The sequence below is a fragment of the Kitasatospora hibisci genome (assembly GCF_043950205.1).
Lineage (GTDB): Bacteria > Actinomycetota > Actinomycetes > Streptomycetales > Streptomycetaceae > Kitasatospora > Kitasatospora hibisci.
The window spans coordinates 8,102,039-8,123,713 of record NZ_CP171642.1 but is presented as its reverse complement, the minus strand read 5'-3'; the positions used below and the strand labels follow the sequence as shown (position 1 = coordinate 8,123,713).

At 72.9% G+C, this 21,675-nt stretch carries 21 protein-coding genes and 1 pseudogene; 12 read left to right on the top strand and 10 right to left on the bottom strand.

Features of this window, described 5'->3' with window-relative positions:
* Positions 1 to 2: 2 nt before the first annotated feature.
* From ACF9IK_RS35240 to ACF9IK_RS35230, 3 genes are read right to left on the bottom strand one after another with little or no spacing between them, the layout of a single operon-like run.
* Positions 3 to 1,337, bottom strand: a complete 1,335-nt coding sequence (locus ACF9IK_RS35240) for a sensor histidine kinase (protein WP_395298123.1) — start codon at positions 1,335 to 1,337, stop codon at positions 3 to 5.
* Positions 1,330 to 2,757: an FtsX-like permease family protein gene (locus tag ACF9IK_RS35235; RefSeq protein WP_395298122.1), complete on the bottom strand. Its 1,428-nt coding sequence runs from the start codon at positions 2,755 to 2,757 to the stop codon at positions 1,330 to 1,332. Before ACF9IK_RS35235 ends, ACF9IK_RS35240 begins: the two co-directional genes overlap by 8 nt.
* Positions 2,754 to 3,578: an ABC transporter ATP-binding protein gene (locus ACF9IK_RS35230; protein WP_395298121.1), complete on the bottom strand. Its 825-nt coding sequence runs from the start codon at positions 3,576 to 3,578 to the stop codon at positions 2,754 to 2,756. Before ACF9IK_RS35230 ends, ACF9IK_RS35235 begins: the two co-directional genes overlap by 4 nt.
* Positions 3,579 to 3,736: 158 nt before the next feature.
* Between ACF9IK_RS35230 and ACF9IK_RS35225 the strand changes: the two genes are divergently transcribed.
* Positions 3,737 to 4,462, top strand: coding sequence for a helix-turn-helix transcriptional regulator (locus ACF9IK_RS35225; RefSeq protein WP_395298120.1), 726 nt, complete (start codon positions 3,737 to 3,739; stop codon positions 4,460 to 4,462).
* 48 nt (positions 4,463 to 4,510) lie between these two features.
* Positions 4,511 to 5,032, top strand: a complete 522-nt coding sequence (locus ACF9IK_RS35220; protein WP_395298119.1) for a DUF3291 domain-containing protein — start codon at positions 4,511 to 4,513, stop codon at positions 5,030 to 5,032.
* Between the two features lie 85 nt (positions 5,033 to 5,117).
* Here ACF9IK_RS35220 and ACF9IK_RS35215 read toward each other — a convergent pair whose 3' ends face one another.
* The 3 genes from ACF9IK_RS35215 to ACF9IK_RS35205 all read right to left on the bottom strand — a co-directional run bounded on the left by ACF9IK_RS35215 (position 5,118) and on the right by ACF9IK_RS35205 (position 8,002).
* Positions 5,118 to 5,711, bottom strand: coding sequence for a hypothetical protein (locus ACF9IK_RS35215; RefSeq protein WP_395298118.1), 594 nt, complete (start codon positions 5,709 to 5,711; stop codon positions 5,118 to 5,120).
* A 226-nt stretch (positions 5,712 to 5,937) separates the two neighbouring features.
* Entirely contained in the window at positions 5,938 to 6,636 is a 699-nt protein-coding gene (locus ACF9IK_RS35210; protein WP_395298117.1) for a hypothetical protein, read from the bottom strand.
* 250 nt (positions 6,637 to 6,886) lie between these two features.
* The gene (locus tag ACF9IK_RS35205) at positions 6,887 to 8,002 is read right to left on the bottom strand and encodes an FAD-dependent oxidoreductase (RefSeq protein ID WP_395298116.1); all 1,116 of its coding nucleotides are present in this window, start codon (positions 8,000 to 8,002) and stop codon (positions 6,887 to 6,889) included.
* An 82-nt stretch (positions 8,003 to 8,084) separates the two neighbouring features.
* Between ACF9IK_RS35205 and ACF9IK_RS35200 the strand changes: the two genes are divergently transcribed.
* Both ACF9IK_RS35200 and ACF9IK_RS35195 read left to right on the top strand, forming a co-directional pair.
* Positions 8,085 to 8,765 (top strand): TetR/AcrR family transcriptional regulator, encoded by a 681-nt coding sequence (locus tag ACF9IK_RS35200; RefSeq protein WP_395298115.1) that lies wholly within the window; start codon positions 8,085 to 8,087, stop codon positions 8,763 to 8,765.
* 565 nt (positions 8,766 to 9,330) lie between these two features.
* Positions 9,331 to 9,846 (top strand): hypothetical protein, encoded by a 516-nt coding sequence (locus tag ACF9IK_RS35195; RefSeq protein WP_395298774.1) that lies wholly within the window; start codon positions 9,331 to 9,333, stop codon positions 9,844 to 9,846.
* Between the two features lie 424 nt (positions 9,847 to 10,270).
* On the opposite strand, the pseudogene ACF9IK_RS35190 reads toward ACF9IK_RS35195, so the two are convergent.
* Positions 10,271 to 10,726, bottom strand: a pseudogene (locus ACF9IK_RS35190) (transposase); the annotation flags it as partial.
* Positions 10,727 to 10,779: 53 nt separating this feature from the next.
* Between ACF9IK_RS35190 and ACF9IK_RS35185 the strand changes: the two are divergent.
* The 4 genes from ACF9IK_RS35185 to ACF9IK_RS35170 all read left to right on the top strand — a co-directional run bounded on the left by ACF9IK_RS35185 (position 10,780) and on the right by ACF9IK_RS35170 (position 14,572).
* Positions 10,780 to 11,202 carry a hypothetical protein gene (locus ACF9IK_RS35185; protein WP_428846391.1) on the top strand — a complete coding sequence of 141 codons (423 nt, stop codon included), beginning with the start codon at positions 10,780 to 10,782 and terminating at the stop codon, positions 11,200 to 11,202.
* Positions 11,121 to 11,615, top strand: coding sequence for an ISAzo13-like element transposase-related protein (locus ACF9IK_RS35180; protein ID WP_428846390.1), 495 nt, complete (start codon positions 11,121 to 11,123; stop codon positions 11,613 to 11,615). The genes ACF9IK_RS35185 and ACF9IK_RS35180 overlap by 82 nt, the downstream gene beginning before the upstream one ends.
* A gap of 373 nt (positions 11,616 to 11,988) precedes the next feature.
* Positions 11,989 to 13,938 carry an ATP-binding cassette domain-containing protein gene (locus ACF9IK_RS35175; protein ID WP_395298114.1) on the top strand — a complete coding sequence of 650 codons (1,950 nt, stop codon included), beginning with the start codon at positions 11,989 to 11,991 and terminating at the stop codon, positions 13,936 to 13,938.
* Positions 13,939 to 13,993: 55 nt separating this feature from the next.
* The gene (locus ACF9IK_RS35170; protein WP_395298113.1) at positions 13,994 to 14,572 is read left to right on the top strand and encodes a TetR/AcrR family transcriptional regulator; all 579 of its coding nucleotides are present in this window, start codon (positions 13,994 to 13,996) and stop codon (positions 14,570 to 14,572) included.
* Positions 14,573 to 14,654: 82 nt separating this feature from the next.
* Here the strand turns inward: ACF9IK_RS35170 and ACF9IK_RS35165 are convergent, their stop codons facing one another.
* A complete protein-coding gene (locus tag ACF9IK_RS35165) occupies positions 14,655 to 15,536 on the bottom strand; it encodes an SDR family NAD(P)-dependent oxidoreductase (RefSeq protein WP_395298112.1) in 882 nt (293 codons plus the stop codon).
* A 625-nt stretch (positions 15,537 to 16,161) separates the two neighbouring features.
* Here ACF9IK_RS35165 and ACF9IK_RS35160 point away from each other — a divergent pair.
* Entirely contained in the window at positions 16,162 to 18,369 is a 2,208-nt protein-coding gene (locus ACF9IK_RS35160; RefSeq protein WP_395298111.1) for a transglycosylase domain-containing protein, read from the top strand.
* A 160-nt stretch (positions 18,370 to 18,529) separates the two neighbouring features.
* Here ACF9IK_RS35160 and ACF9IK_RS35155 read toward each other — a convergent pair whose 3' ends face one another.
* Entirely contained in the window at positions 18,530 to 18,922 is a 393-nt protein-coding gene (locus ACF9IK_RS35155; RefSeq protein WP_395298110.1) for a nuclear transport factor 2 family protein, read from the bottom strand.
* Positions 18,923 to 19,040: 118 nt separating this feature from the next.
* On the opposite strand from ACF9IK_RS35155, the gene ACF9IK_RS35150 reads away from it, so the two are divergent.
* The gene (locus ACF9IK_RS35150; protein ID WP_395298109.1) at positions 19,041 to 19,496 is read left to right on the top strand and encodes a MarR family winged helix-turn-helix transcriptional regulator; all 456 of its coding nucleotides are present in this window, start codon (positions 19,041 to 19,043) and stop codon (positions 19,494 to 19,496) included.
* 94 nt (positions 19,497 to 19,590) lie between these two features.
* On the opposite strand, the gene ACF9IK_RS35145 is transcribed toward ACF9IK_RS35150, so the two are convergent.
* Positions 19,591 to 20,175 carry a hypothetical protein gene (locus ACF9IK_RS35145; RefSeq protein WP_395298108.1) on the bottom strand — a complete coding sequence of 195 codons (585 nt, stop codon included), beginning with the start codon at positions 20,173 to 20,175 and terminating at the stop codon, positions 19,591 to 19,593.
* Positions 20,176 to 20,451: 276 nt separating this feature from the next.
* On the opposite strand from ACF9IK_RS35145, the gene ACF9IK_RS35140 reads away from it, so the two are divergent.
* The gene (locus ACF9IK_RS35140) at positions 20,452 to 20,790 is read left to right on the top strand and encodes a GNAT family N-acetyltransferase (RefSeq protein ID WP_395298107.1); all 339 of its coding nucleotides are present in this window, start codon (positions 20,452 to 20,454) and stop codon (positions 20,788 to 20,790) included.
* A 365-nt stretch (positions 20,791 to 21,155) separates the two neighbouring features.
* Complete coding sequence (locus ACF9IK_RS35135; RefSeq protein ID WP_395298106.1) at positions 21,156 to 21,596, top strand: Lrp/AsnC family transcriptional regulator; 441 nt, start codon at positions 21,156 to 21,158, stop codon at positions 21,594 to 21,596.
* Positions 21,597 to 21,675: the final 79 nt, after the last annotated feature.

The following is a 21,675-nucleotide window of genomic DNA, read 5'->3' as shown; positions in this document are numbered from 1 at the left end:
TCTCAGAGCGCGACCGGCAGTTCGGCGGTGACCACTGTGGGCCCGCCCTGCGGGCTCGCGATGTGCAGGGAGCCGTCGACGGCGGTCAGCCGTTCGCGCAGCCCGGCGAGTCCCGTTCCGCCGTCCGCCCCGGCGCGGGCGGCCCCTCCCTGCCTGCCGCGAGCGCCGTCGACGACGCCGGGTGGGGCGCCGGTGGCGGCGCCGCCGCGTCCGTCGTCGCGGACCGTGAGCCGCAGCCGCCCCGCCGCGGAGGTCACCGTCAGCTCGGCGGCGCTGGCCCCGCTGTGCTTGGCGACGTTGGTGAGCAGCTCGGCGGCGCAGTAGTAGACGGCCTCCTCGATTGCCGGGTCGGGCCGTTCGAGCAGGTCGAGGCGGACGGCGACCGGTACCGGGACGGTGCCGGCGAGGCCGGGCAGCGCCTGGGCGAGGCCGCCGTCGAGCGCGACCGGGTGGATGCCGCGGGTGAGGCGGCGCAGTTCGGCGATGGTGTCGTCGGTCTGGGTGCGGGCGCGGTCGAGCAGGGTGCGCAGCCGGTCGGCGTCGCGGGCGGCCGCCGCCCGGGGATCGAGGGCGTCGTCGGCCAGGGAGAGCGTGATGGCGAGGGCCACCAGCCGGGCCTGGGTGCCGTCGTGCAGGTCCCGTTCCAGGCGGCGGAGCCGGTCGGTGTTGGCCGCCGAGAGTGTGGCGCGGGCGTGTTCCAGCTGGGTGACCCGCTGCTCGGTGCGGGCCGGGCCGAGCAGCCCGCGGGCCAGGCGGCGCTCGGCCGCGCCCGCCGCGCGGATCGCGCCGGGAACGGCGACGGCCAGCGCGGCGCCCAGCAGCACGGCGGCGACGTCCAGCCGGCCGGCGGGCCGGCCCTGCTCCAGCAGCCGGACCCAGAACGGGAAGCCCAGCAGCCAGCAGCAGCCGAGCGGCAGCAGGAAGGCGGCGGCGAAGCCCAGCACCCCGAGCGGCAGGCGCAGCAGCAGGTAGAGCAGGGAGCGCCAGGCCACCGTGTCGCCCAGGGCGGCGCGCAGGCGCGCGAGCGCACCGGGCGGCCGGTGCCGTGGACGGGGCGGCTCGACGACGACGCCGAGCAGCCGGGTCGTCAGCCTTCGGTGCAGCCCGCCCAGACCGCGCGCGGCCGTGAGGCCCAGGGCGACGAACGGGAGCCCGAGGACGGTGAGGGAGAGCAGCGTGCCCGCGTACAGGACCGCGAGGGCGTAGAAGCCGCCGGCCAGGGCGAGCGGGAGGCCCGCGGCGGCGAACAACAGTTCGCCGCCGCGGACGGAGAGGTACGGCCGCGCGGGCGTCTGCGCCGCGGCGCCGGCGGCCCCCGGCAGCTGCCGGTCAGTCACGCCCGCCCCCTGCCACCAGGGACGCCGCCGGGCCGGTGGTCGCCCAGAGGGCGGGGAGGAGGATCCCGGGAAGGGTCAGCACGAGCGCCCCGCCGGCGATCCAGCCGCAGGCGCCCGCCGGGACGGCCGGCACCACGGTGCCGGTGACCGCCGTGCTGAAGGCGGCCGAGGCCGCGGCGGCGACGCCCGCGCCGAGCAGTACGCCGACCGCCGCGGTCAGTACCGCCTCGACGCCGAGCACGGCCAGCAGCCGGTGCCGGGTCGCCCCGGCCAGCCGTAGCAGCGCGAACTCGCGGCGCCGGTCGACGGTCAGGGCCACCAGGGTGTTGACGGTGGCCACGGCGGCGAAGCACACCAGCATGGCCAGTTCGGCCTGGCGCAGCCAGACGTCGTTGGCGGACGTCACGCTGGAGGCAGCGGGCCCGGTGGCGAGCTCCGCGGCGTGTGCGGTGGCGCACTCCGCGGCCCGTTCGGCGGTCGTTGTCATGATCGTCATGGTGCCGGACAGCCCGGTCAGCAGCGCCACCGGGACGACCGCGGCGGCCAGCCGGTGGGCGTGGCCGCGCAGGTTGGCGTCGGCCAACCAGCCGGTGCGCGGCGCAGCCGCCCGGAGCGGCGCGCCGAGTCCGGCGACGAGGAGCCGGGCGGCGAACGGGCCGAGCAGCGCGGTGGCGACCAGCAGGACCAGACAGCCGAGCAGGGCCGCCTGCCCGGCCTTGTCCAGCTCGTCGGCCGGGCGGGTCGCGGCGAGTCGCAGCAGCAGTCCGCCGCCGCCCAGGGCGGCCAGACCGGCGAGCAGGCGTGCCGTTCCCGTCCGGCCGGGCTCGGCGGAACTCGCGGTGAGGGCGGCGGCCGGGGCGGGCCGGGTGATCAGTCGGGCCCCGACGGCGGACGCGGCCAGACCGACCAGGAGGGCCGCCGCGAGCGCGGCGAGCGCGGGCAGCGGTGAGCCGGGCACCGTGAGGGCGGGCGCGGCCATGTCGCGCCGCTGCAGTGCGGTGAGGAAGCTCCCGGCGGCCAGGCGGCCGAGCGCCCAGCCGGGCAGGGCGACCAGCAGGGTGGTCGCCAGCACCTCGCCGCGCACCAGCCGCCGGATCTGCCGTGGCGTGGCGGCGGCCGCGCGCAGCAGCGCCAACTCGCGGTGCTGCCGGCGCAGGGCGAAGCCCAGTGCGTTGACCACCACGAAGAAGGCGACCAGGACGGCGATCTCGCCGAACCCGACCGCGATGATGGTCACCCCCGGCCCGGTGGCGGCCCGGGGCGTCCCCGCCGGAGCGGTGAGGTCGGCGGCGAGCAGCGAGCCGAACAGGGTGACGGTGGCGAGGGCGAGCAGCTGCGCGGCCCCGAGCCCGGCGAACGCGGCGGGGCGGCGGCGCAGTTGGCCGAGGGCGACGGCGGGGATCGACGGCACGGTGCTCACGCCTCCGTCCGGCTCGCCGGGAACGGTCCGCCGGCCGTGCCCAGCCGGCCGAGCCGCTCCGCGACCAGCGCCGCGGTCGGCCGCTCCAGCTCCTCCGTCAGCAGCCCGTCCGCCAGCAGCAGGACCCGGTCCGCGTACCCGGCCGCCACGGGGTCGTGGGTGACCATGACGCAGGTCTGCCCGTCGCGGTCGACCCCGGCGCGCAGGAGGGCGAGCACGTCGTGCCCGGTGGCACGGTCCAGGGCTCCGGTGGGCTCGTCCGCGAACAGCACGTCGGGCCTCGCGACCAGCGCGCGGGCGATCGCGACCCGCTGCTGCTGGCCGCCGGAGAGCTCTGCCGGGCGGCGCCGTTCACGCCCGGCGAGCCCGACCTCGGCGAGCGCCGTACGGACGGCCCCGCTCCCCGGGCGGGAGCCGGCCAGTCGGAGCGGCAGCTCGACGTTCTGCGCCACGGTCATCCCGGGCATCAGGTTGAACGTCTGGAAGACGAAGCCGATGCGCCGACGGCGCAGCGGCGCCAGCCGGCGCTCGGGCAGCCGCGAGATCTCCGTGTCGCCCCAGTGAACACTGCCGCGGGTGGGGCGGTCGAGGCCCGCGAGGCAGTGCAGCAGGGTCGTCTTGCCCGAGCCGGAGGGCCCCATCACCGCGGTGAAGGTGCCGGGCGCGAACGCCACCGACACCCCGCGCAGCGCGCGGACGGCGTTGGCGCCGCGGCCGTAGTCGCGGTGCAGGTCGGCGGCCCGCGCCGGCACGGCGCCGGCGGCGGGGGTGGGGGTGGGGGTGGGGGTGGTCAGCGCAGTGGTCGTCGTCGTTTCAGCCATGTCCTTCATCCTGGACACGGGAGGAGCGGGATTCGATCGTGCAGACCCCCGACCCGTGGGTTCGGAAAACCGAACCCCGCGCCGACCGGGACCGGAGCGCGCACGGCGGCCGGGCCCGGCCCTCTATCTCCAACCTGCATTGTTCCTAGAATGGCCCGATGGAGGACATCGACGCGATCGCGGCCCTGCAGGATCCGGTGCGGCGCCGCCTGTACGAGTACGTGACGGCGCAGGCCCGCGAGGTGAGCCGCAACGAGGCCGCCGAGGCGACCGGGGTGGCACGCACGCTGGCCGCGCACCATCTGGACAAGCTGGTCGAGGCCGGGCTGCTGGACGTCGCCAGCCGCCGGCTGACGGGCCGCTCGGGGCCGGGGGCGGGCCGCCCCGCCAAGGTGTACACGCGGTCGCGGGCCGAGCGGTCGGTGTCCCTGCCGGCCCGTGACTACCGCACCGCCGCCGAGCTGCTCGCCGAGGCCGCCGAGCAGGCCGGACTGGACGTCGGGCTGTGCGCGGCCGCGCGCCGCCGCGGCGAGTCGCTGCGCGGGTCCGCAGCGCCCTGCCGCGACCTCGACGAGGTGATGGCGCTGCTGGCCGCCCGCGGTTACGAGCCGCACCTGGAAGCCGCCGAGGGCGCCGAGGACGCCGAGGACGCCGGTGCCCACGGGGGGACGGCAGAGGGGACGCCCGAGGCGGCCGCGCACGTCGTCCGGATGCGCAACTGCCCGTTCCACGCCGTCGCCGAGCGCTTCCCCCCGCTCGTGTGCGGCATGAACCTCGCACTGCTGGAGGGGCTGCTCGGCACGGACGGGCCGGTCCGCGCCCGCATGGACTCCCGACCGGGAGCGTGCTGCGTGATTGTCGAGGCTTCTCGAAGCGATCTCTAAAAACAATACTGATTGACATAGAAACGCCGGCCATGCTGGGATGACGCCATGACCTCACCCCCGCACGCCTTCCACCTGGCCCAACTCAACGTCGCCACGCTCCTCCACCCCATCGACGACCCGCGCATCGCGCCGTTCGTCGAACTGCTCGACCCGGTCAACGCCGCCGCGAACGGCGCCCCGGGCTTTGTCTGGCGCCTCGTGGAGGACGGGGCCGGCGACGCCACCGGCCTGCGCCCGGCGGGCGAGGACGTCATCGTCAACATGTCGGTGTGGGAGAGCCAGGAGGCCCTGTGGGACTACGCCTACCGCAGCGGACACCTGGAGGCGCTGCGGCGACGCCGCGAGTGGTTCGACCGGCATGTCGAGGCCCACCTCGTCCTCTGGTGGGTCCCCGCCGGCCACCGCCCGAGCCTCGACGAGGCCATGGGCCGCCTGGCGGACCTGCGGGTGCACGGACCCTCCCCCCGCGCGTTCACCTTCGCGTCGTCCTACACCGCGGCCGAGGCCGCCGACCACCTCCGGGCCGACCCGCCGACCCGTCCCGAGCCGTCCGCCCCGGGCCCGTAGGTTCCGGCCCGCACCCGACGACGCCCGGCCTGCACGGGATGACGCCACCGCCGCCGCGGGGCGACTTCCGGGCCGACCGGCCCGGTCAGTGGGCGGCAGGCGAGTGCGGCCTGAGGACGGCGGGGTCGGCGATCACCCAGGCCGTCGCCCTGTCCTCGCCCCAGCGGGTGTCCGCGATCCACGGCAGTCCCGGCCCCGGGCGGCGCCGGGCCGTGACCAGGGCGGAGCGCCATCCGCCGTCCATGCGGAGCCAGGCGAGGCGCCAGCACCGGTCGGCACCGTCGGGATCGGAGGCACCGGCGAGTTCGCGGGGCACCACGACCGCGTCCTGCCAGGTGCCAGAGTAGGGCGCGGCGGTCGGCGGCGGGCCCGCGGGCTCGGGCACCGGGCGGATCCGCTGCGGGTCGAACAGGAACCAGCCCCAGCCCTCCTCCCCCGGAGCAGCCCCGCCCTCGGCCCACCGCACGTGCACCACCCACATCGCGCCGCCGGGCGGGCGCCGCCAGACGGTGAGCATCCCGGGCCGCCACCGCCCGCCGAGCCGGATCTCGACAAGGCGCCACCGGCGCACGTCCCGGGAGACGCCGGGCAGCGTCATCAGCTCACGGGGCGCGCGCTCGGCATCGCCGGGGGCCGTCTCGGGGCGGGCGGCACGGGAGAACGGAACTGCGGAGGTCACCCCTCCAAAATAGTTCGAACAGACTTTCGACTCAAGTCCTCAGGGTGGCATACGAGCAGGTCAGCGTGCAGGCGCACCGGGCAGGGCAGCCGCCACCGCACGCCTGGCACCGGCGGTCAGCGGTCGGCGGTCAGCGGTCAGCGGTCGGCGGTCAGCGGTCGGCGGTCTCACCGAACGACGGAATCCGAGAGCCGGTCACCCTCGGCACGGCCCGGGGCCGCACGCGTCAGTCCTCCCCCATGGCACCCGCCGCGATCCCGACGGTCACGACCAGCCAGCTGAGGACCGGGACGCCCAGGGTGACGGCCGACGGCCACTGCGCCGACATGAGGAAGAGGCCGGCGAAGAACGAGCAGAAGACGACGAAGACGGCGGCGCCGAAGGGGAGCGCTTGGAGGCCGGAACGCCACCAGGCCAGGCCCTGGGCGGTGAGGGCCGACCCCAGGCCGGCCAGCAGGGCCACCTGGAAGGCGGTCAGCCAAGGTGTGATCGGGTTCTGGGCCCGGTGCCCCTGGTAGGAGAGTTCGGACACGCGCCCCCGGAAGACCGACAGGTCCAGGTCCGCTCCGACCTGTGCGTCGTCGTAGAAGGCCCTGCCGACCGAGTAGCCGTGTTCAGGGGCCGTCTCGCGCGCCACGGTCAGCTCGTAGCTGTCGTCGTCGCCGCGGCGGATGAACCGCGCCGTCACCTTCCCGGTCTCGTGCAGGAGGCAGTCCGTGCCGGGCGTGGCCGCCGGCGTGCCGCACACCGGGGCGCGGCGGTAGGCGCCCACCGCGTCGTAGCCCCCGACGAACCAGGTGAAGCCGAGCACCGTGCCGGCCAGTCCGGCCAGCAGTAGCAGGGCCTGGGTCAACCCGCGGGCGACCGGTCCGGCGATCCGCCGGAATCCGCCGGGCGGCCTCGCGTCCTTGATCGGCGCGTTCATTGCGCCCCCTCGCTCGCGTCCCCGGGCACCTCCCCGATGCCCGGCGACGATGCTCTCAGGGACCTGGCCGTCGAGGCCAGGGGCCGGCGCTCCTGTGACGAACTTGTGGAAGTCCGATCAGCGGAGCGGGATCGTCGGCGTCCCGGCGCCGGCACCCCGGTACCGGCGCCGACGTCCCAGCGCCGACGTCCCAGGGCCAACGTGTGAGCCAGAAGCGGATCCGAAGGCGACCCACCACATCCGGTTGCCTTCAGGCGGGCTGGAAGAACGCGAGCATCTTCCGGCCGGCGTCCGGCGACGCCAGGATCTCCTGGACGTACGCGGACTGCCGGCCGGCGGCGCTGGTGCGTTCGAACATCTCGCGTTCGTATTCCCCGACGGCGGCGACATGGTCCTGCGGATGCGCGGCCAGCGCGCGGCCGAGCAGGGCGCCGTCGAGCAGCGCCATGTTGGCGCCCTGTCCCACCGGCGGCATCAGGTGCGCGGCGTCGCCGAGCAGCGTGACACCCGGCGTCGACTGCCAGGTCAGGCCGACCGGGAGCGTGGTGATCGGCCGCGGCAGGATCGTGTCGCCGCCGGCCGCGATCAGTGCGGTGACCTGCGGGTCCCAGCCGTCGAACAGGTCGATCAGCCGCTCCCGGGCGGCGGCCGGGTCGTCGAACGGGATCCCGCTGGTGGCGAGCCAGTCCTCGGCGGTGCGGTGGAAGCTGAGGTAGATGCGTACGCAGCCGTCGCCGTTCCGCTGCGCCGACAGCGACTGCCCGTTGCCGAGCACCCAGTAGTTGCCGCGTCCGACCATCGCGGCGAGGCCGGGGTGGGTGCGGTCGATGTCGGGGATGCCGAGCTCGACGACGTTCTGGCCGGTGTGCACCGGCCGGGCGTCGGTGAGCAGCGCACGGACGCGGGAGTTCGCGCCGTCGGCGCCGACCAGCAGGTCGTACGGCGCACTGGTGCCGTCGGCGAAGTGCAGCAGGCCGTCGTCGGCGGATTCGAACGCGCACCCCCAGCGCACCACGTGGTCGGGGAGGGAATCCAGCAGCAGGGTGCGCAGATCGGCGCGGTCGACCTCAGGTCGGTCGAGCGGGGCGTCGTCGGGCGTGTCCTCCTGCAGCAGCAGGGTGCCGTCCGGCTCCAGAAGGCGCAGGTCCTGGCCCGCACGCCGGGCGATCGCGTGGAACCGGTCGATCAGGCCGGCCTCGCGCATCGCGCGCTGCCCGGTCCCGGCGTGCAGATCGAGCATACCGCCCTGACCGCGCGCGCCGCGCGACGACTCCCGTTCGTAGACGATCGCGTCGATGCCGTTCACGTGCAGCACGCGGGCCAGAGCCAGGCCGCCCAGGCCGGCTCCGACGATGGCGATGGTCATGAACATCCCCCGATTCACCGTATCGGTCGATACACTGTATTCCCCGACGGCACCGTATCACTGACGATGTATCGTCGGCGGCATGTTGGTGTGGGAGCGGCCGGAGCCGCTGGATCGACCGTCGCCGGCCCCGCTGAGCCGCGAGCGGATCGTACGGGCGTCGATCCGACTGGCCGACGCGGACGGCCTGGAGGCGGTGTCGCTGCGCAAGGTCGCCGCCGCGCTGAACGTCGGGCCGATGCGGCTGTACGGCTACATCGCCACCAAGGACGAATTGCTCGACCTGATGGTCGATGCGGTCCACGCCGAGATCCGGCCGGCCGGAGACGGCTGGCGACAAGTCCTGCACTCCCTTGCCGAAGCCACTCGGCAGGCCGTCCACCAGCACGAATGGCTCGCCGACCTGATCGGTGGACGGCCACAGCTCGGGCCGCACACGCTGGCCTGCGGGGAAGCCGTGGCGGCCGCGACGGGCGGCGTCGACCTGGACACCGCCGTGCCGGCGATCGCCGCGGTCAACGCGTACGTGATCGGCGCGGTACGCCGGGAGATCACCGAGCGGCGCGCCGAGCGGGCCACCGGGATGGACAAGAAGCAGTGGCAGGCCGCCTTCGGGCCCTACCTGGAGCGGACCTTCGCGACGGGCCGCTTCCCCGCGCTGGCCACGGTCGTGCGCGACGGGCCCCACCTGGACGCCGACCAGACCTTCCGGGCCGGCCTCGACTTCCTCCTCGACGGCATCGAGGCCCGCGTCTCGCGCTGACGCGTGTGGCGCAGGCGCGGCCCTCACCAGCGTGCGCGGAAGCCCGCACCGCTCGCCCTCCCGCTGCCCACCCCGCGCCTGCGCACCCGGTGGTGACACACAGGCGGACGGCCGCCAGGCAGCCGCGACGGCGCTGGAGTTCGAGCCGGCGGCCCGGGGGAGGTCGTGGCCCGGGGCGTCCGGGATGTCGGCGGCGGGGTGGCCGAACAGGTCGATGCCGTCGAGGACGACCGGGGTGACGCCCGGCCCGCAGGAGGCCGACCGCTCCTCCCGACGAGGGAATACCCGCCCCGGGCCGGAGACGGCCGCCGCCCGGCCCACCGGGGTGCCTGCGAGCGGCGCAACCACGACAGCCACCGTCCCCCCTGCCACCGCGCACGGCTGTGACTGCTCACGCTTGTTGGCGAGTGCGACCGACATCGTGCCTGCTTGCGGCGCGTTCTGCACAGCCCAGTTGGCGCGTCTCGCTCGCGATAGTTGGCGAATCAAGGCTCGCCTCGGTCACGGAGAGCTGTGACCCAGCACGCCAACTGCCGTGTGAACCATTAGGTTGGTGCGCGTGGAGATGCGGGGGCAGAGGTACCGGTATGTGGGTCCGGCTGAGCTGAAGGCACTCGTCCGGCCGGGGGGTGAGGGTCGGAGTATCCGCTCGTTGGCAGACTTCGGCGAGTGGGCCTCGGCGCTGACCCCGGAAGAGTTGGCCGAGCCGTTCACGTTCGTAGTTGATGGCGCCGGGGTGGTGCGCCTGGCTCCGCGCCGCAGCGAGCACGTGGTGTGCGCTGGGGGCGGAGAGGTGCTGAGCGCCGGTGAGATGAGCTTCCGTGAGGAGTCCGGGCGGTGGGTGATCGAGGAGGTCACCAACCAGTCGACCGGTTACTGCCCGGACGTCGGCTCATGGCTGGCTGTGGCCGAGGCCCTGGATCGGATCGGGATCCAGCACCCGTCCGGGTTCACGCACGAGGTGGTCTTCCGCCTTTGTCGCTCCTGCCGGGAGCTCAACGTCGTGCGCGAGGAGGACTTCGTCTGCGTCTTCTGCGGCGAGGATTTGCCGCGGGAGTGGAACATCGAGGAGCCCTGGTGACTGGTCAGGCGGCGAAGACCGCGTCGCGTTGCAAGTGCGGCAGCATGGCGGTCCGGCAAGTGAACCAGTTTGTCCTGCATGATGCGTTGTGGTGGGACTCGGAGTTCACCTGCGGGTCCTGCGGGGCGTATTTGTGCGAACACGCTGGTCCGGGTCCAGTACCTGGCTGCGTAGGTTGCAAGTGAGAACACTTGTTGGTGGGTTCCAGCAGCACCCGTCGGCCGGGAGGCCGAAGAATGTTGGTGAGAAGAACTAGCCGTTGCTCAATCGAGCTTGGTGATCGTGGGTTCGAGTCTGCCGTCTCGGTCGGGTGATCTTCTGGTCGGGAGGGCATGAAAGTGGGGCCTCCCGCACAGCTCGTGGGTGTCGAATCCAGCCGAGCAACGGGTGTGTCCAGCGACTGGTGTATCTCGTTCTGTGTGGGTTACCGGCGGCCGACGGAGAGTCGGCCGTCGAAGGCGATGTCGAAGGCCTGGAGCGCGGGCTTCCAGCGCATGGTCCAGCGTTTGCGTCCCTGGCCGGTGGGGTCCAGGCTCATGACGGCCGTGTAGACGCACTTCAGCGCGGCGGCCTCGTTCGGGAAGTGCCCCCGGGCGCGGACGGCCTTGCGTATGCGGGCGTTCACGCTCTCGATCGCGTTGGTTGTGCAGACGACCCGGCGGATCTCCGCGTCGAACTGCAGGAACGGCACGAACTCGGCCCAGGCGTTCGACCAGAGCCGAACGATCGCCGGATACTTGGCGCCCCATTCTTCCTGGAACTCCGGGAAGCGTTCCTCGGCGGCGTCGGCAGTCGGCGCGGTGTAGATCGGCTTGAGCGCGCGGGAGGTCTTGTCCCAGTCCTGGCGGGCCGCGTATCGAAACGATGCCCGCATGAGGTGCGGCCGTAAAGAATCAACCTGTCGCCTTTCCGCTGCGAGGTCGTTGAAGTGGTATGGCGATATCGGAGGCCGTGCGCCGTCAACTCACTGCGCGTTTCGAGGTGTTGTTCCCGGTCCTGGACGAGCGGCAGCGGCGTCTGCTGCTCGCGACCGAGGCGAGGCTGATCGGGCACGGCGGCGTCCGTACGGTCGCGCGGATCAGTGGCGACAGCGAGACCACCGTCCGCAGCGGTGTTTTCGAACTGGAGTCGGGTGACCGGGCCCTCGCCCAGGGACGCGTCCGGCGACCCGGGGGTGGACGCAGGCGGGCAGAGCAGGTGGATCCGGGCCTGCTCCCTGCACTGATGGCAGTGGTGGAACCGGATGAGCGCGGTGATCCGATGTCTCCGCTGCGGTGGACCACCAAGTCGCTCGAACCGGGCTGCGGATCGAGGCCGAACTGGACACCGGCGTCTATTCGTTGGGCGTCGCGGTGAGCAAAGCCGAGGCCAAGGCGCTGCCGATCGAAGCCCACCAGCAGTGCGGCGCGTGGAACTACACCCTGCTGCCGACGGGCCGCACCGAGGCTGGGCAAAGGCCGGATCTACTCCGGCGCCGTCACCGCCTGGGCAGGAGTGGAGAAGGTGTCGAACCCGGGAGGGGGACGGTCTACTACGTTTTACCCGGGGGTGAGGCATGGTTCGCCAACTCCTCCATCCACTTGTGGCTGCAGAGCCTGCACCACTACGGCCTGCGTGTCAGCCAGTCGGACATCCTCAGCGATCCGGACGACCAAGAAGAGGAGGCTCTCGCCGAACTGGGCCTGCTCGCGGAGGAGCTCAAGATGATCGACCCACCGGCCTTCGACGGCTACATCTGGGCCGAGTTCCTCGACCGCTGGCTCTGGTAGTCACCTCCAACCACGTTGGGGTCTGGCACAGCCCGCCTCCAGACCTCAGTGTCAACCGTCGCGATCAGGTGTCACCTATCTAGAAGCGTCGCACTGACCTGATCGGCTCCATGGCCGGTTTCGCCAACAGACGTGAGCAATCGCCAACAAGCGTGAGCAGTCACAGCGTGGCCGGCCGAGGACCGCCGGGGAACGACGGGCGGCGGCCGGGAATCGAAATCCCACCCTTCGGCCGAGGCTCGCCCGGAACCGCCCGGGTTGAACGCCCCGATCGAACAGCGGCAGGATGCAGCGCCATGGAAGACCCCTGGAGCGCCATCAACTTCCTTGTAAATCATCTGAGTTCACCAGCTCACGTCGGGGGGGCCGCCGCTTGAGCACCACCGCCAGCACCTTCGCCACCACCGCAACGGACGACGGCACGGACGACTCCGCGATGATGGAGTGGCAGCCCCCGGGCAGCGACGCCGAGATCATCGACGGCAGCAAGACCACCCTGCGGGCCACCGCCCGCGCCCTCCCCAGGCTCCTCGTCCTGGCGCTGCGCCTCGGACGGCAGGCCGACCGGCGCGCCCTGGTCGTGCTCCTCGGCTGCGCGGTGGCGTCGGCCGCCGCCCAGGCCCTCGGCCTGCTGGCCACCACCGGGATGATCACGCAGCTGGTGACCGGCACCGGCACCGTGGCCGACCGCCTGACCCGCTCCGTCCCGTCCGTGGTGTTCCTCGCCACGATGACCGGGACGGCCGCCCTGCTGCGCATCGCGAGCGAGTGGGCCGCCGAGCGGATCGGCCCGAAGATCGCGCGGGCCGCCGAGCTGGAGCTGATCGACGCCGCCACCCGCGCCGAGGTCGTCGCCTACGACAACCCGAGGTTCCAGGCCGCCTGGGACGCGGGCGACCGGGGCGCCGGTGCCACCCGGGACCTGCTCTCGCAGACCCGCGACGTCATCGGCCACACCGCAGGCCTGGCGGCGGCCGGCATCGTGATCGCCACGATCCACCCCGTGCTGCTCCCGCTGCTCGTGGTCGCGGTGATCCCGCAGGCCCTCGCGCGCACGGCGGCGGCCAACGCCTTCTACCGGGCGATGATGGCGACCTTCGGCGCGAGCCGTGCGGCGAACGTCCTGCGCTGGCACCTGTGCGACCGCCGCTCGGCGGCCGAGGTCCGCTCCAACACCTTCGCGCCGTTCCTGCTGCGGATCTACCGGCGGGCCGCCGCCAAGGTCACCGACGCCACGGACACCGCCGCGCAGCGCAGCGCGGTGCTCGGTCTCTACGGGGCGGTCGCCTCCGGCGCCGGGGCGTTCCTGGTCTGGGGCGGCCTGGCCTGGCTCCTGGCCAACGGCCACGTCACCCTCGCCTCGGCCGGTACGGCGGTCATCGCGCTCCGGTCGGCCGCCGCCGATCTGCACTCGGCCGCGAACTACTCGGCGGCCGTCCACCGCACCGGGCTGTACGTCGGGGACTGGCAGAGGTTCACCGGGATGGCCCGCGCGCAGCGACTCGACCGGGGCGTCGCAGCGCCGCCGCCGGCCACGTCGGTGATCGAGGCGAAGGGCGTCACCTTCGCCTACCCGAACTCGGACCGGGTCGCCCTGCGCGGGGTGGACTTCCACGTCCGCCGGGGTGAGATCGTCGCGGTGGTCGGGGTCAACGGGGCGGCGAAGTCCACGCTGATGAAGCTCCTGTGCGGCCTCACCCTGCCCGACGCCGGGGAGGTGACCTGGGACGACGTCTCCACCCGTGCGATGGACCCCGACCTGCTGTGGCGGCAGACGGCGCTGGTGCAGCAGGACTTCTCACACTGGCCGCTGACCGTGCGGCAGAACATCACCCTGGGGCAGCCCCGCGAGGACGGTGACGGGGCCGTGCTTCAGGCCGCGGCCGCCACCGGCGCCGACGAGGTGATCGCCGAGCTGGACGACGGCCTGGACACCCTGCTGGCCAAGGAGTTCTGGGGCGGCGCCGAGATCAGCGAGGGCCAGTGGCAGCGGGTGGTCACCGCCGCCGCCTTCCACCGGGCGCGCAGCGGGACGCTGTTGATCCTCGACGAGCCGACCAGCGCGATGGACCCGCGCGCCGAGCACCGGATCTTCACCGGGCTCGCCGAGATCGCGAGGAACTGCGCCACCGTGCTGGTCACCCACAACCTGGAGAACACCCGGGTCGCGCACCGGATCGTGGTGCTCGACCACGGCCGGGTGATCCAGGAGGGCGGCTTCGACGAGCTGGCCGCAGCACCGGGGATGTTCGCCGACCTCCGCGCGCTGCAGCACGACCGGGGCCGGTCCGTCCCCGGACAGCGCTCCGCGGACAGCGGCTGACCCCGGGGCCGGCGCTCCTCGCCGGGCCGGGGCAGGGGCCGATTATGCTGGGACGATGACGCCGAAGGCCGAGCAGGTGCCAGTACTGAGGGCGGATGCCGCACGCAACCGCGCCCGGGTGCTGCAGGCCGCCCGCGAGCAGCTGGCCGCCGGCGACGACTCGCTCCAGCTGAACACCATCGCCCGGCTCGCCGGCGTGGGCGTGGGAACCGTGTACCGGCACTTCCCCAACCGCCTCGCGTTGATGGAGGCTCTGTCGGCCGAACGGTTCCGGGAGCTGGTGGCCGAGGCCCGGGCCGCGGCCGACGACGAGGACGCCCTGGCCGGCCTGCACCGGCTGTTGCGGTTCACCCTCGGCCGCGCGCTGGAGGACACCGGCTTCGCCTCCGTGCTGGAGTCCGCCAGCGACACCGAGCCGGAGACGGCGGCCCTGAAGGCGGAGCTGGACCGGGCCGTGGCGCAGCTGCTCGACCGCGCCCTCCTGACCGGCGCCGTCCGGCGCGACCTCGGGCCCGGCGACGTGCGCCGCCTGCTCTGCGGCATCGAGCACGCGCTGCGCTCCGGCGACTACGACGAAGCCCGTCGGGAGCTCTACCTCGACGTCCTGCTGGAAGGGTTGCGCCCGCCGCGCTGACGGCGGCCGGCCGATCGGGCGCCTCAAGGACGCGGCTGCGCCGCAGGCGTCCTGATGACCCGCCATGACCTCGGCGGCCCCGTCACACGCCCACCCATCGGTCCGTGAGCTGTCGGCTGAGCCGGAGGACGTCAGAGACGATCTTCGGGTCGGTGGCGCCGCGGAAGGCCGGGACGGGCTGCGCACCCGGGCCGATGAGCAGGCCGGTCAGCCCGTGGAGCGAGGGGTCGGTGGCGGCGGCGACGGACGACCGCGCAGCCTCGGAGGCGGGGCCGGCCGTGGAGCGCTCGAACCGCCGGCGCACCAGCGGCCACAGCAGGCGCAGGGGCGGCGAGACGATCGCGGGCGAGTTCAGGGTGCCGTTGGTCATATCCGTCGCGGCGCCGCCCGGGTCGGCCGCGAAGACGCTGACGCCGCTGCCGCGAAGCCGCTCGGCCAGGTCGAGGGCGTAGGCGAGGTTGGCGAGCTTGGCCCGGCCGTACCAGTGGAAGCCGTAGTAGCCGCCGGGCGGCTCGACGGCCGCGAAGGTGCGCTTGGCGAGGGTGCTGGCCGCGGAGCCGACGTTCACGATCCGGCTCGGCCCGCCGGCGCGGAGCTGGTCCAGCAGCAGCTCGGTCAGCAGGTACGGCGACAGGTGGTTGACGGCGAAGGTCGCCTCGATCCCGTCCACGGTCCGCTGCCGCTGCGCGAACATCGCGCCGACGTTGTTGACCAGCACCTTCAGCGGCCCCTCCGCCGCCAGCCGGACGGCGAGCGCCCGAACCTCGCCCAGCGAGGCCAGGTCGGCCGCCACGAAGCGGGGTTCGCCCCCGGTCGACACCTCCGAGATCCGCTCGACCGCGCCTGCACCCCGCCGTGCGTCACGGCCGACCACCGTCATTGCGAACCCACGCGCCGCCAGCCCCAGCGCGGTCTCCAACCCGATGCCGCCGGTTCCCGCCGTCACCACTGCCCGCTGCTCCACAGCCCCAACCTCCCACGATCACGCCGACCAAATCGGATACCTATCCGCTTGATGCATACGCTAGCACTACCGGATAGGCATCCGTTTAGTTGAGCGGGTCGCGCACGCCAACCACAAGGACCCGACGGCCCGCGATCCGAGGCCTCGACCGACCACCGACAGGCCCACCCGACGACCCACCCGCAGACGCCAGCCCGGCCGCCACACGAGGCGGCCACGAGCACGCGCGGACAGAGGGCGCAGCGCCGCCGACGGCGGCCACGACAGGCCGTCACACAACCAGGTGCGATGTGCACGCAACATTTCGCCCCACCCGCGGCGTCTCCAAGAGTGTCAGGACCACTGGACGGGAGGGGCGTCGGGCGCCAGGACGCGGACACAGGGGCAAGGGACGGAGCCGACAGGGCACATGCCGACGGGCAGCGGAATTCTCCCGGCGATTCCTGATTCGAGCACACCCCATCAACGGAAAACATCCGACCGCCAAGTCGACGGCAATCTTCGACCAGTGAGTACGTATACGCTCGATGCCTTGCGAGCAAGGCGGCATCACCTGTTACAGGGTCGCGACAAAAACAGCCGGCAATTCGTTCGATGCACTGGATACGGAGGCTAGCATTCGGACATGGCCTCAAATATCCCGCCGACCGGGAATTCCACCGATGACCCAGCCGTCCCTCCGGCCAGGACGTCGCCGCTTCGACTGGCCCGCCACGGTGCGACCTTCCTGGGCGTCAGCGTGGTCTCCGGCGTGCTCCTGGCGGGCATCGCCCTGCCCGCGGCCGGGGCGCTCGGTCTGACCGCCATGGACACGGCGGAGGGCTTCGAGAACATCCCCGACGACTTCAAGACGCCGCCGCTCACCCAGGCGACCCAGATCTTCGACGCCAAGGGCGCGCTGATCGCCAAGGTCTACGAGCGCGACCGCACCGTCCTCGCGGCCGACCGGATGTCGCCCTACATGCGCAAGGCGCAGGTGGACATCGAGGACGCCCGCTTCTACGAGCACGGCGCCATCGACCTCAAGGGCATCCTGCGCGCCCTCGGCAAGAACGCGGAGAGCGGAACCGCCTCACAGGGCGCCTCGACGCTGACGCAGCAGTACGTGAAGAACGTCAACGTCGAGAAGGCCGGCGACGACCCGGACGCCGTGCGCGAGGCGCAGCGCAAGACCCTGGGCCGCAAGATCCAGGAACTGAAGATCGCGATCAAGCTGGAGGAGGAACTGAGCAAGGATCAGATCCTCACCAACTACCTGAACATCACCTTCTACGGCAACGGCGCCTACGGCGTGGAGGCCGCCTCCCAGCGGTACTTCAGCAAGAGCAACAGGGACCTCACCGTCGCCGAGGCCGCCACCCTCGCGGGCCTCGTGCAGAACCCCACGGCGTACGACCCGAGGCAGCACCCGCAAGCGGCGCAGACCCGCCGCAACGTGGTGATCGACAAGATGCTCGAAGCCGGACACATCACCGCGGACCAGGCCAAGGAGGCGAAGGAGGCACCGCTGGGCCTGAGGTACAAGACGCCGCAGAACGGCTGCATCACCGCCAACGCCGGCATGGGCTTCTTCTGCGACTACGTCCGCGAGGTCGTCAAGCACGACCCGGTCTTCGGCAAGACCGCCGCCGAGCGGAAGAAGTTCTGGGACCAGGGCGGCCTGAACATCCACACCACCCTGGACCCGGACAAGCAGGCCGCCGCACAGAACGCGGTCAGCAGCAACGTGCGGGTCACCGACCCGGTCTCGGCCGCCGCGACCATGATGGAGCCGGGCACCGGCAAGATCCTGGCGATGGCCCAGACCCGCCCGTACGGCGTGGAGACGGCCAAGAACGAGACGATGGTCAACCTCAACGTCGACAAGGCGATGGGCGGCGGCAACGGCTTCCAGCCAGGCTCGACGTTCAAACCGGTCGTCGCGGCCGCGGCACTGGAGGCCGGCCTGCCGGCGACCCGGGAGTACTCGTCGCCGAACCGGCTCGAATACCCGACGATGAAGACCTGCGACGGGACCTGGAGGAACGACGCCCGGCCCAGGACGGTGGTGCCCAACGAATCCGCGAACGAGAAGGGGCCGTACCAGCTCAAGAAGGCGATGGCCCTCTCGGTCAACACCTACTTCGTGCAGATGGAACAGGAGATCGGCCTCTGCGCGGTCAAGCAGATGGCCAACAAACTCGGCATCAACGCCAAGGCCAGCGGGAAGCCGCTGGAGGAGGTCCCCGCGATGGCCCTCGGCGTCGAGGAGTTGAGCCCCCTCACCATGGCGAACGTCTACGCGACCTTCGCCGCCCGCGGCAAGTACTGCGCCCCGATCGCCATCAACAGGATCACCACGGTGGACGGCAAGGACGTTCCCACCCCGGCCGGCCACTGCCAGCAGGTGTTCTCCGGCTCGACGGCGCAGGCGCTGAACACCGTCCTGAACGGCGTGACCGCCGAGAACGGCACCGGCGCCGCGCTCAACCTGGAGGGCAACCGGCAGATCGCCGGCAAGACCGGCACCTCGGACCACAAGAAGGCGGCCTGGTTCAGCGGCTACACGCCGCAGCTCGCCACCGCCGTCTGGCTCGGCGGCCCTGCGGGCGGCGTCGAGATGCGCAACATCACCATCAACGGGAAGCACCACGACGAGGTGTTCGGGGCCGACGGGCCCGGGCCGATCTGGCGGGACGCCATGAACCAGGCCCTGCGCGGCGCCCCCAAGCTGCCCCTGCCGATGGCCTTCATCCCCGACCCGGCGCCGCCGAAGCCGGAGCCGGAGCCGGGCAACCCCACCGAGACGGCCACGGCCCCGCCGACCACCACCCCGCCCGGCCCGCAGCGCTGACGCCTGACAGCTGACACCTGACATCGAGGCGGCAGCGGTGCACCTCGTCGCGGCCGGACTCCCCCCGGCCGCGACGCAGGCCCGGACCGAAGGAGGAGCAGCGGGCCGACCGAGCCCCGCCCACCGCTCCCCCGCACGGTCGGCTCCCGGCGGCCGGTGTTCAGCGGGCGCTGCCGAGGTTCCGGTCGTGCTCGGCGCCTGCGAGCATGAGGGTCGTCTCCTCGATCCGGCGGAAGCGGCCGTCGGGCGCGAACTCACCGAAGAGGTAGACCTCCATACGGACGGTGGACCCGTCGGTCTTGGTCACGTCCACGGTGTGGCGGTCGGCGTAGCGGTCGCCCACCACGAGCTCGTCGTGCACCTCCACCGTGCCGCCGGCCACGACCTTGCGCAGGTGGGCGATGTGGGTGAGGAACTCGGTGCGGTCGGCCCACTCGCCGTCGGTGCGCTGGCGGTAGTCGGGGGCGAAGTGCCGGTCGGCGGCCTCGTCCAGGTCGAGGCCCGGGGTGAGGAGCAGGTCGGTCAGGGCGGCGCGGATGTCGGTGCGGTTCACGGGGATTCCTTCGGTTGCGTGCGGGGGTGCCCCGCCGTCGGTCGATCGAATATGCGTGCCTCAAGCACGCTTATGACTGTACAGGAGAAGCGTGCGCCGCGCACGCTAATCTGGAGGGGTGGAGAACTCGACCGGACACGACATCGCCGAAGCGCTGGGCCTGCTGCTGCGCCGCAGCACCCGCGCACACCTCTACACCCGGCTGACCGCCGGGCTCGGGGAGGCGGTAGACGAGCTCACCTACCCCGTCCTCAGCGGCCTGGCCCGGGCCGGGGCGTGCAGCGCCGCCGACCTCGGCCGCGAGATCGGCCTGGACCGCACCACCGTGACCCGCCGAGCCGACCGGCTGGAGCGGGCCGCCCTGCTCCAGCGCCAGCCCGACCCCGCCGACGGCCGCGCGACCCTGCTCGCACTCACCGAGGAGGGCCACGACGTCGTGTCGGCCACCAGGCGGCGGATGGCCGCCGGCATCGAGTCCTCACTGGCCGCCTGGCCGCCGGAGGAGGCCCGGGCCTTCGCACGTCAGCTGCGCCGCTTCGTCGACGAGGGCCCCTTCGCCCCCGAGCACGAGTAGCGGCCACCGGCTTCCGGGGGCGAGCACGCCCCCACCGAGCGGGAAGGCCCGATGCGCGACGGGTGCTCTCGACCGCCTCAGGGTCCGCGCGGTGTCAGTGACCGCCCGAAGGGACGTCACAGCCGGTGTGGTCGGGGTAGCCGCCGAAGGATTCCGTCCTGGTGACGGCCGCGTCCATCCTGCCCTCCAGGCAGAGCGGCGAGGCGTCGACGAGGAAGGAGATCCCGGCGGGCCCGTTCTGGTGCACCTGCACCTTTCCCTCGGCGTAGCCGAGGGACGTGAGTGCGTTGCGGCTGCTCTCGGGGGTGAAGTCGCCGCGAAGGCGCAGCGGTTCGAGCGCGCTCCTGATGCGGGCCGCGGCCGCGAGCCCCTCGCAACGGTGCCGGCCGTGCAGCGGGAGGGGGACCTTGAATCCGTTGTTCTCCGCGTAGTGGTCGCCGAGTGCCGGGTTCGGAGCGGAGCCGGTGGACGTTCGCGTCGGCGTCGGCGTGGGCGTCTCACCCGGGCACGACGGGTCGAGCGGCGTGCCCGGCCCCGCGGTCGCGGTACGCGCCGGTCCGCCGCCGGCGCCGGCGGCCTCCCCCGACCGCTGCGTCCCGCACCCGGCCACCGACACGGCCAGCGCCGCCAGCGCCGCCGGCACGCCGACCCGAACTCCCGCCCCCTTGATCATCTTCATGACCGCATCCTGCCCCGCCCCACGGCGGTTGTCATGAGTACTCCTACTCAGCCGACGGCGGCGGCATTGCTCACCCGGGCGCGGCGTCCGGTCGGACCGGGCCCACGACGGGCCGATGACCCATCCGCAGACCCGCCGGACCAACAGACCAACGGACCATCAGACCAACGGACCAACGGAGCGGTGATCGTTTACGGCCGGGGCTCCGGCATGATGGGCGGCAGTACGCCGCCCCGCGCGCGGGCTCCGCGCGCCGACACCTCCGGAAGGTCCGCCATGACCCAGCCGTCCGCCACCCACGTCGTCCGGCCCGCCGACGAACGCAACCGGTACGAGATCCTCGTCGACGGGAAGCCCGCCGGGTTCACCGAGTACCGCGACCACGGCACGCAGCGAGTGTTCTTCCACACCGTGGTCGACGAGGAGTACGCGGGCCAGGGCCTTGCCTCCGTACTGGTCCGGGAAGCCCTGACCGACGTGCGCGCCACCGGCCGGCGCATCGTGCCGATCTGCCCGTACGTCGCCAAGTTCCTCACCAAGCACGACGACTTCACCGACATCACCGACCCGGTGACCCCGGAGGTCCGGCACTGGCTGAAGGCCGAGCTGGGCTGACACCGAGGGCTCGGCGCCCCAGCCCGGACATGCTCCCGGGAGTGCCGAAGCCGAGGAGCCGGTCCGGGGCTGTTGCCGGCACCCGCGGGACGCCCCGGTCGCGGGCCCGGGTCCGGCCGGGTTTCCGGAGTCCCCGAGGAACGACGGGGTGCGCAGCAGACCCCGAGGCGATCGCTACACGCGTAGCAGCAATCGATTCGAGCGCCGTGCATTGCCATCACGCTCGAATCGATCGTAGAGTCGAGCCAGGCCGAACCGGACCGCGTCAAAGGACTCGCCATGGACCGATACCTCCCGCCGCCGGCGCCCGCCGCCGTGGCAGCGTCCGCCCGCAGCTCCGACCGGCCTGCGGGGCGGTGAGCGGCGTGGACGAGATCGACCGGGCGATCCTGCGCGAGCTCCAGACCGACGGCCGCATCCCGTACGCCGACCTGGGACCGAAGGTCGGGCTGTCGCCCTCGGCGGCCCGGCAGCGGCTCCAGCGGCTGATCGACGCCAAAGTGGTCCAGGTCGTCGGGGTCACCGACCCGATGGCGATGGGGGGCCAGGCGATGGCCCTGCTCGGCGTCCGCGTCGACGGCGATCCCCGTGCGGTGGCCGATGCGCTCTCGCGCCACGGGGAGGTCGTCTACGCCGTGCTGACCTCGGGCGCCTTCGACCTGTTCACCGAGGTCGTCTGCCCCGGCCCGGCCGAGCTGCTGGACTTCATCAACGACGTGGTGCGTCCCGTCGAAGGCGTGACGGCCGTCGAGAACTTCCCCTACTTCGGGATCCACACGCACCGCTTCCTCTGGGACGTCGGCTGACGGCTCCGCCGCCGCCCGCCCTCGCCCCGCCCGCCCTCGCACCGCCCCCGCCCCGTCTCGGCGTGCCACCCCACCGCAC

What these genes read in the sequence shown, in the direction of transcription:
- ACF9IK_RS35200 (WP_395298115.1), top strand. Translation starts at nt 8,085, where the DNA reads ATGTTGGTGTGGGAGCGGCCGGAGCCGCTGGATCGACCGTCGCCGGCC.
- ACF9IK_RS35160 (WP_395298111.1), top strand. Translation starts at nt 16,162, where the DNA reads ATGGCCTCAAATATCCCGCCGACCGGGAATTCCACCGATGACCCAGCC.
- ACF9IK_RS35140 (WP_395298107.1), top strand. Translation starts at nt 20,452, where the DNA reads ATGACCCAGCCGTCCGCCACCCACGTCGTCCGGCCCGCCGACGAACGC.
- ACF9IK_RS35170 (WP_395298113.1), top strand. Translation starts at nt 13,994, where the DNA reads ATGACGCCGAAGGCCGAGCAGGTGCCAGTACTGAGGGCGGATGCCGCA.
- ACF9IK_RS35220 (WP_395298119.1), top strand. Translation starts at nt 4,511, where the DNA reads ATGACCTCACCCCCGCACGCCTTCCACCTGGCCCAACTCAACGTCGCC.
- ACF9IK_RS35185 (WP_428846391.1), top strand. Translation starts at nt 10,780, where the DNA reads ATGGCGATATCGGAGGCCGTGCGCCGTCAACTCACTGCGCGTTTCGAG.
- ACF9IK_RS35195 (WP_395298774.1), top strand. Translation starts at nt 9,331, where the DNA reads ATGCGGGGGCAGAGGTACCGGTATGTGGGTCCGGCTGAGCTGAAGGCA.
- ACF9IK_RS35145 (WP_395298108.1), bottom strand. Translation starts at nt 20,175, where the DNA reads ATGAAGATGATCAAGGGGGCGGGAGTTCGGGTCGGCGTGCCGGCGGCG.
- ACF9IK_RS35225 (WP_395298120.1), top strand. Translation starts at nt 3,737, where the DNA reads ATGGAGGACATCGACGCGATCGCGGCCCTGCAGGATCCGGTGCGGCGC.
- ACF9IK_RS35230 (WP_395298121.1), bottom strand. Translation starts at nt 3,578, where the DNA reads ATGGCTGAAACGACGACGACCACTGCGCTGACCACCCCCACCCCCACC.
- ACF9IK_RS35210 (WP_395298117.1), bottom strand. Translation starts at nt 6,636, where the DNA reads ATGAACGCGCCGATCAAGGACGCGAGGCCGCCCGGCGGATTCCGGCGG.
- ACF9IK_RS35205 (WP_395298116.1), bottom strand. Translation starts at nt 8,002, where the DNA reads ATGACCATCGCCATCGTCGGAGCCGGCCTGGGCGGCCTGGCTCTGGCC.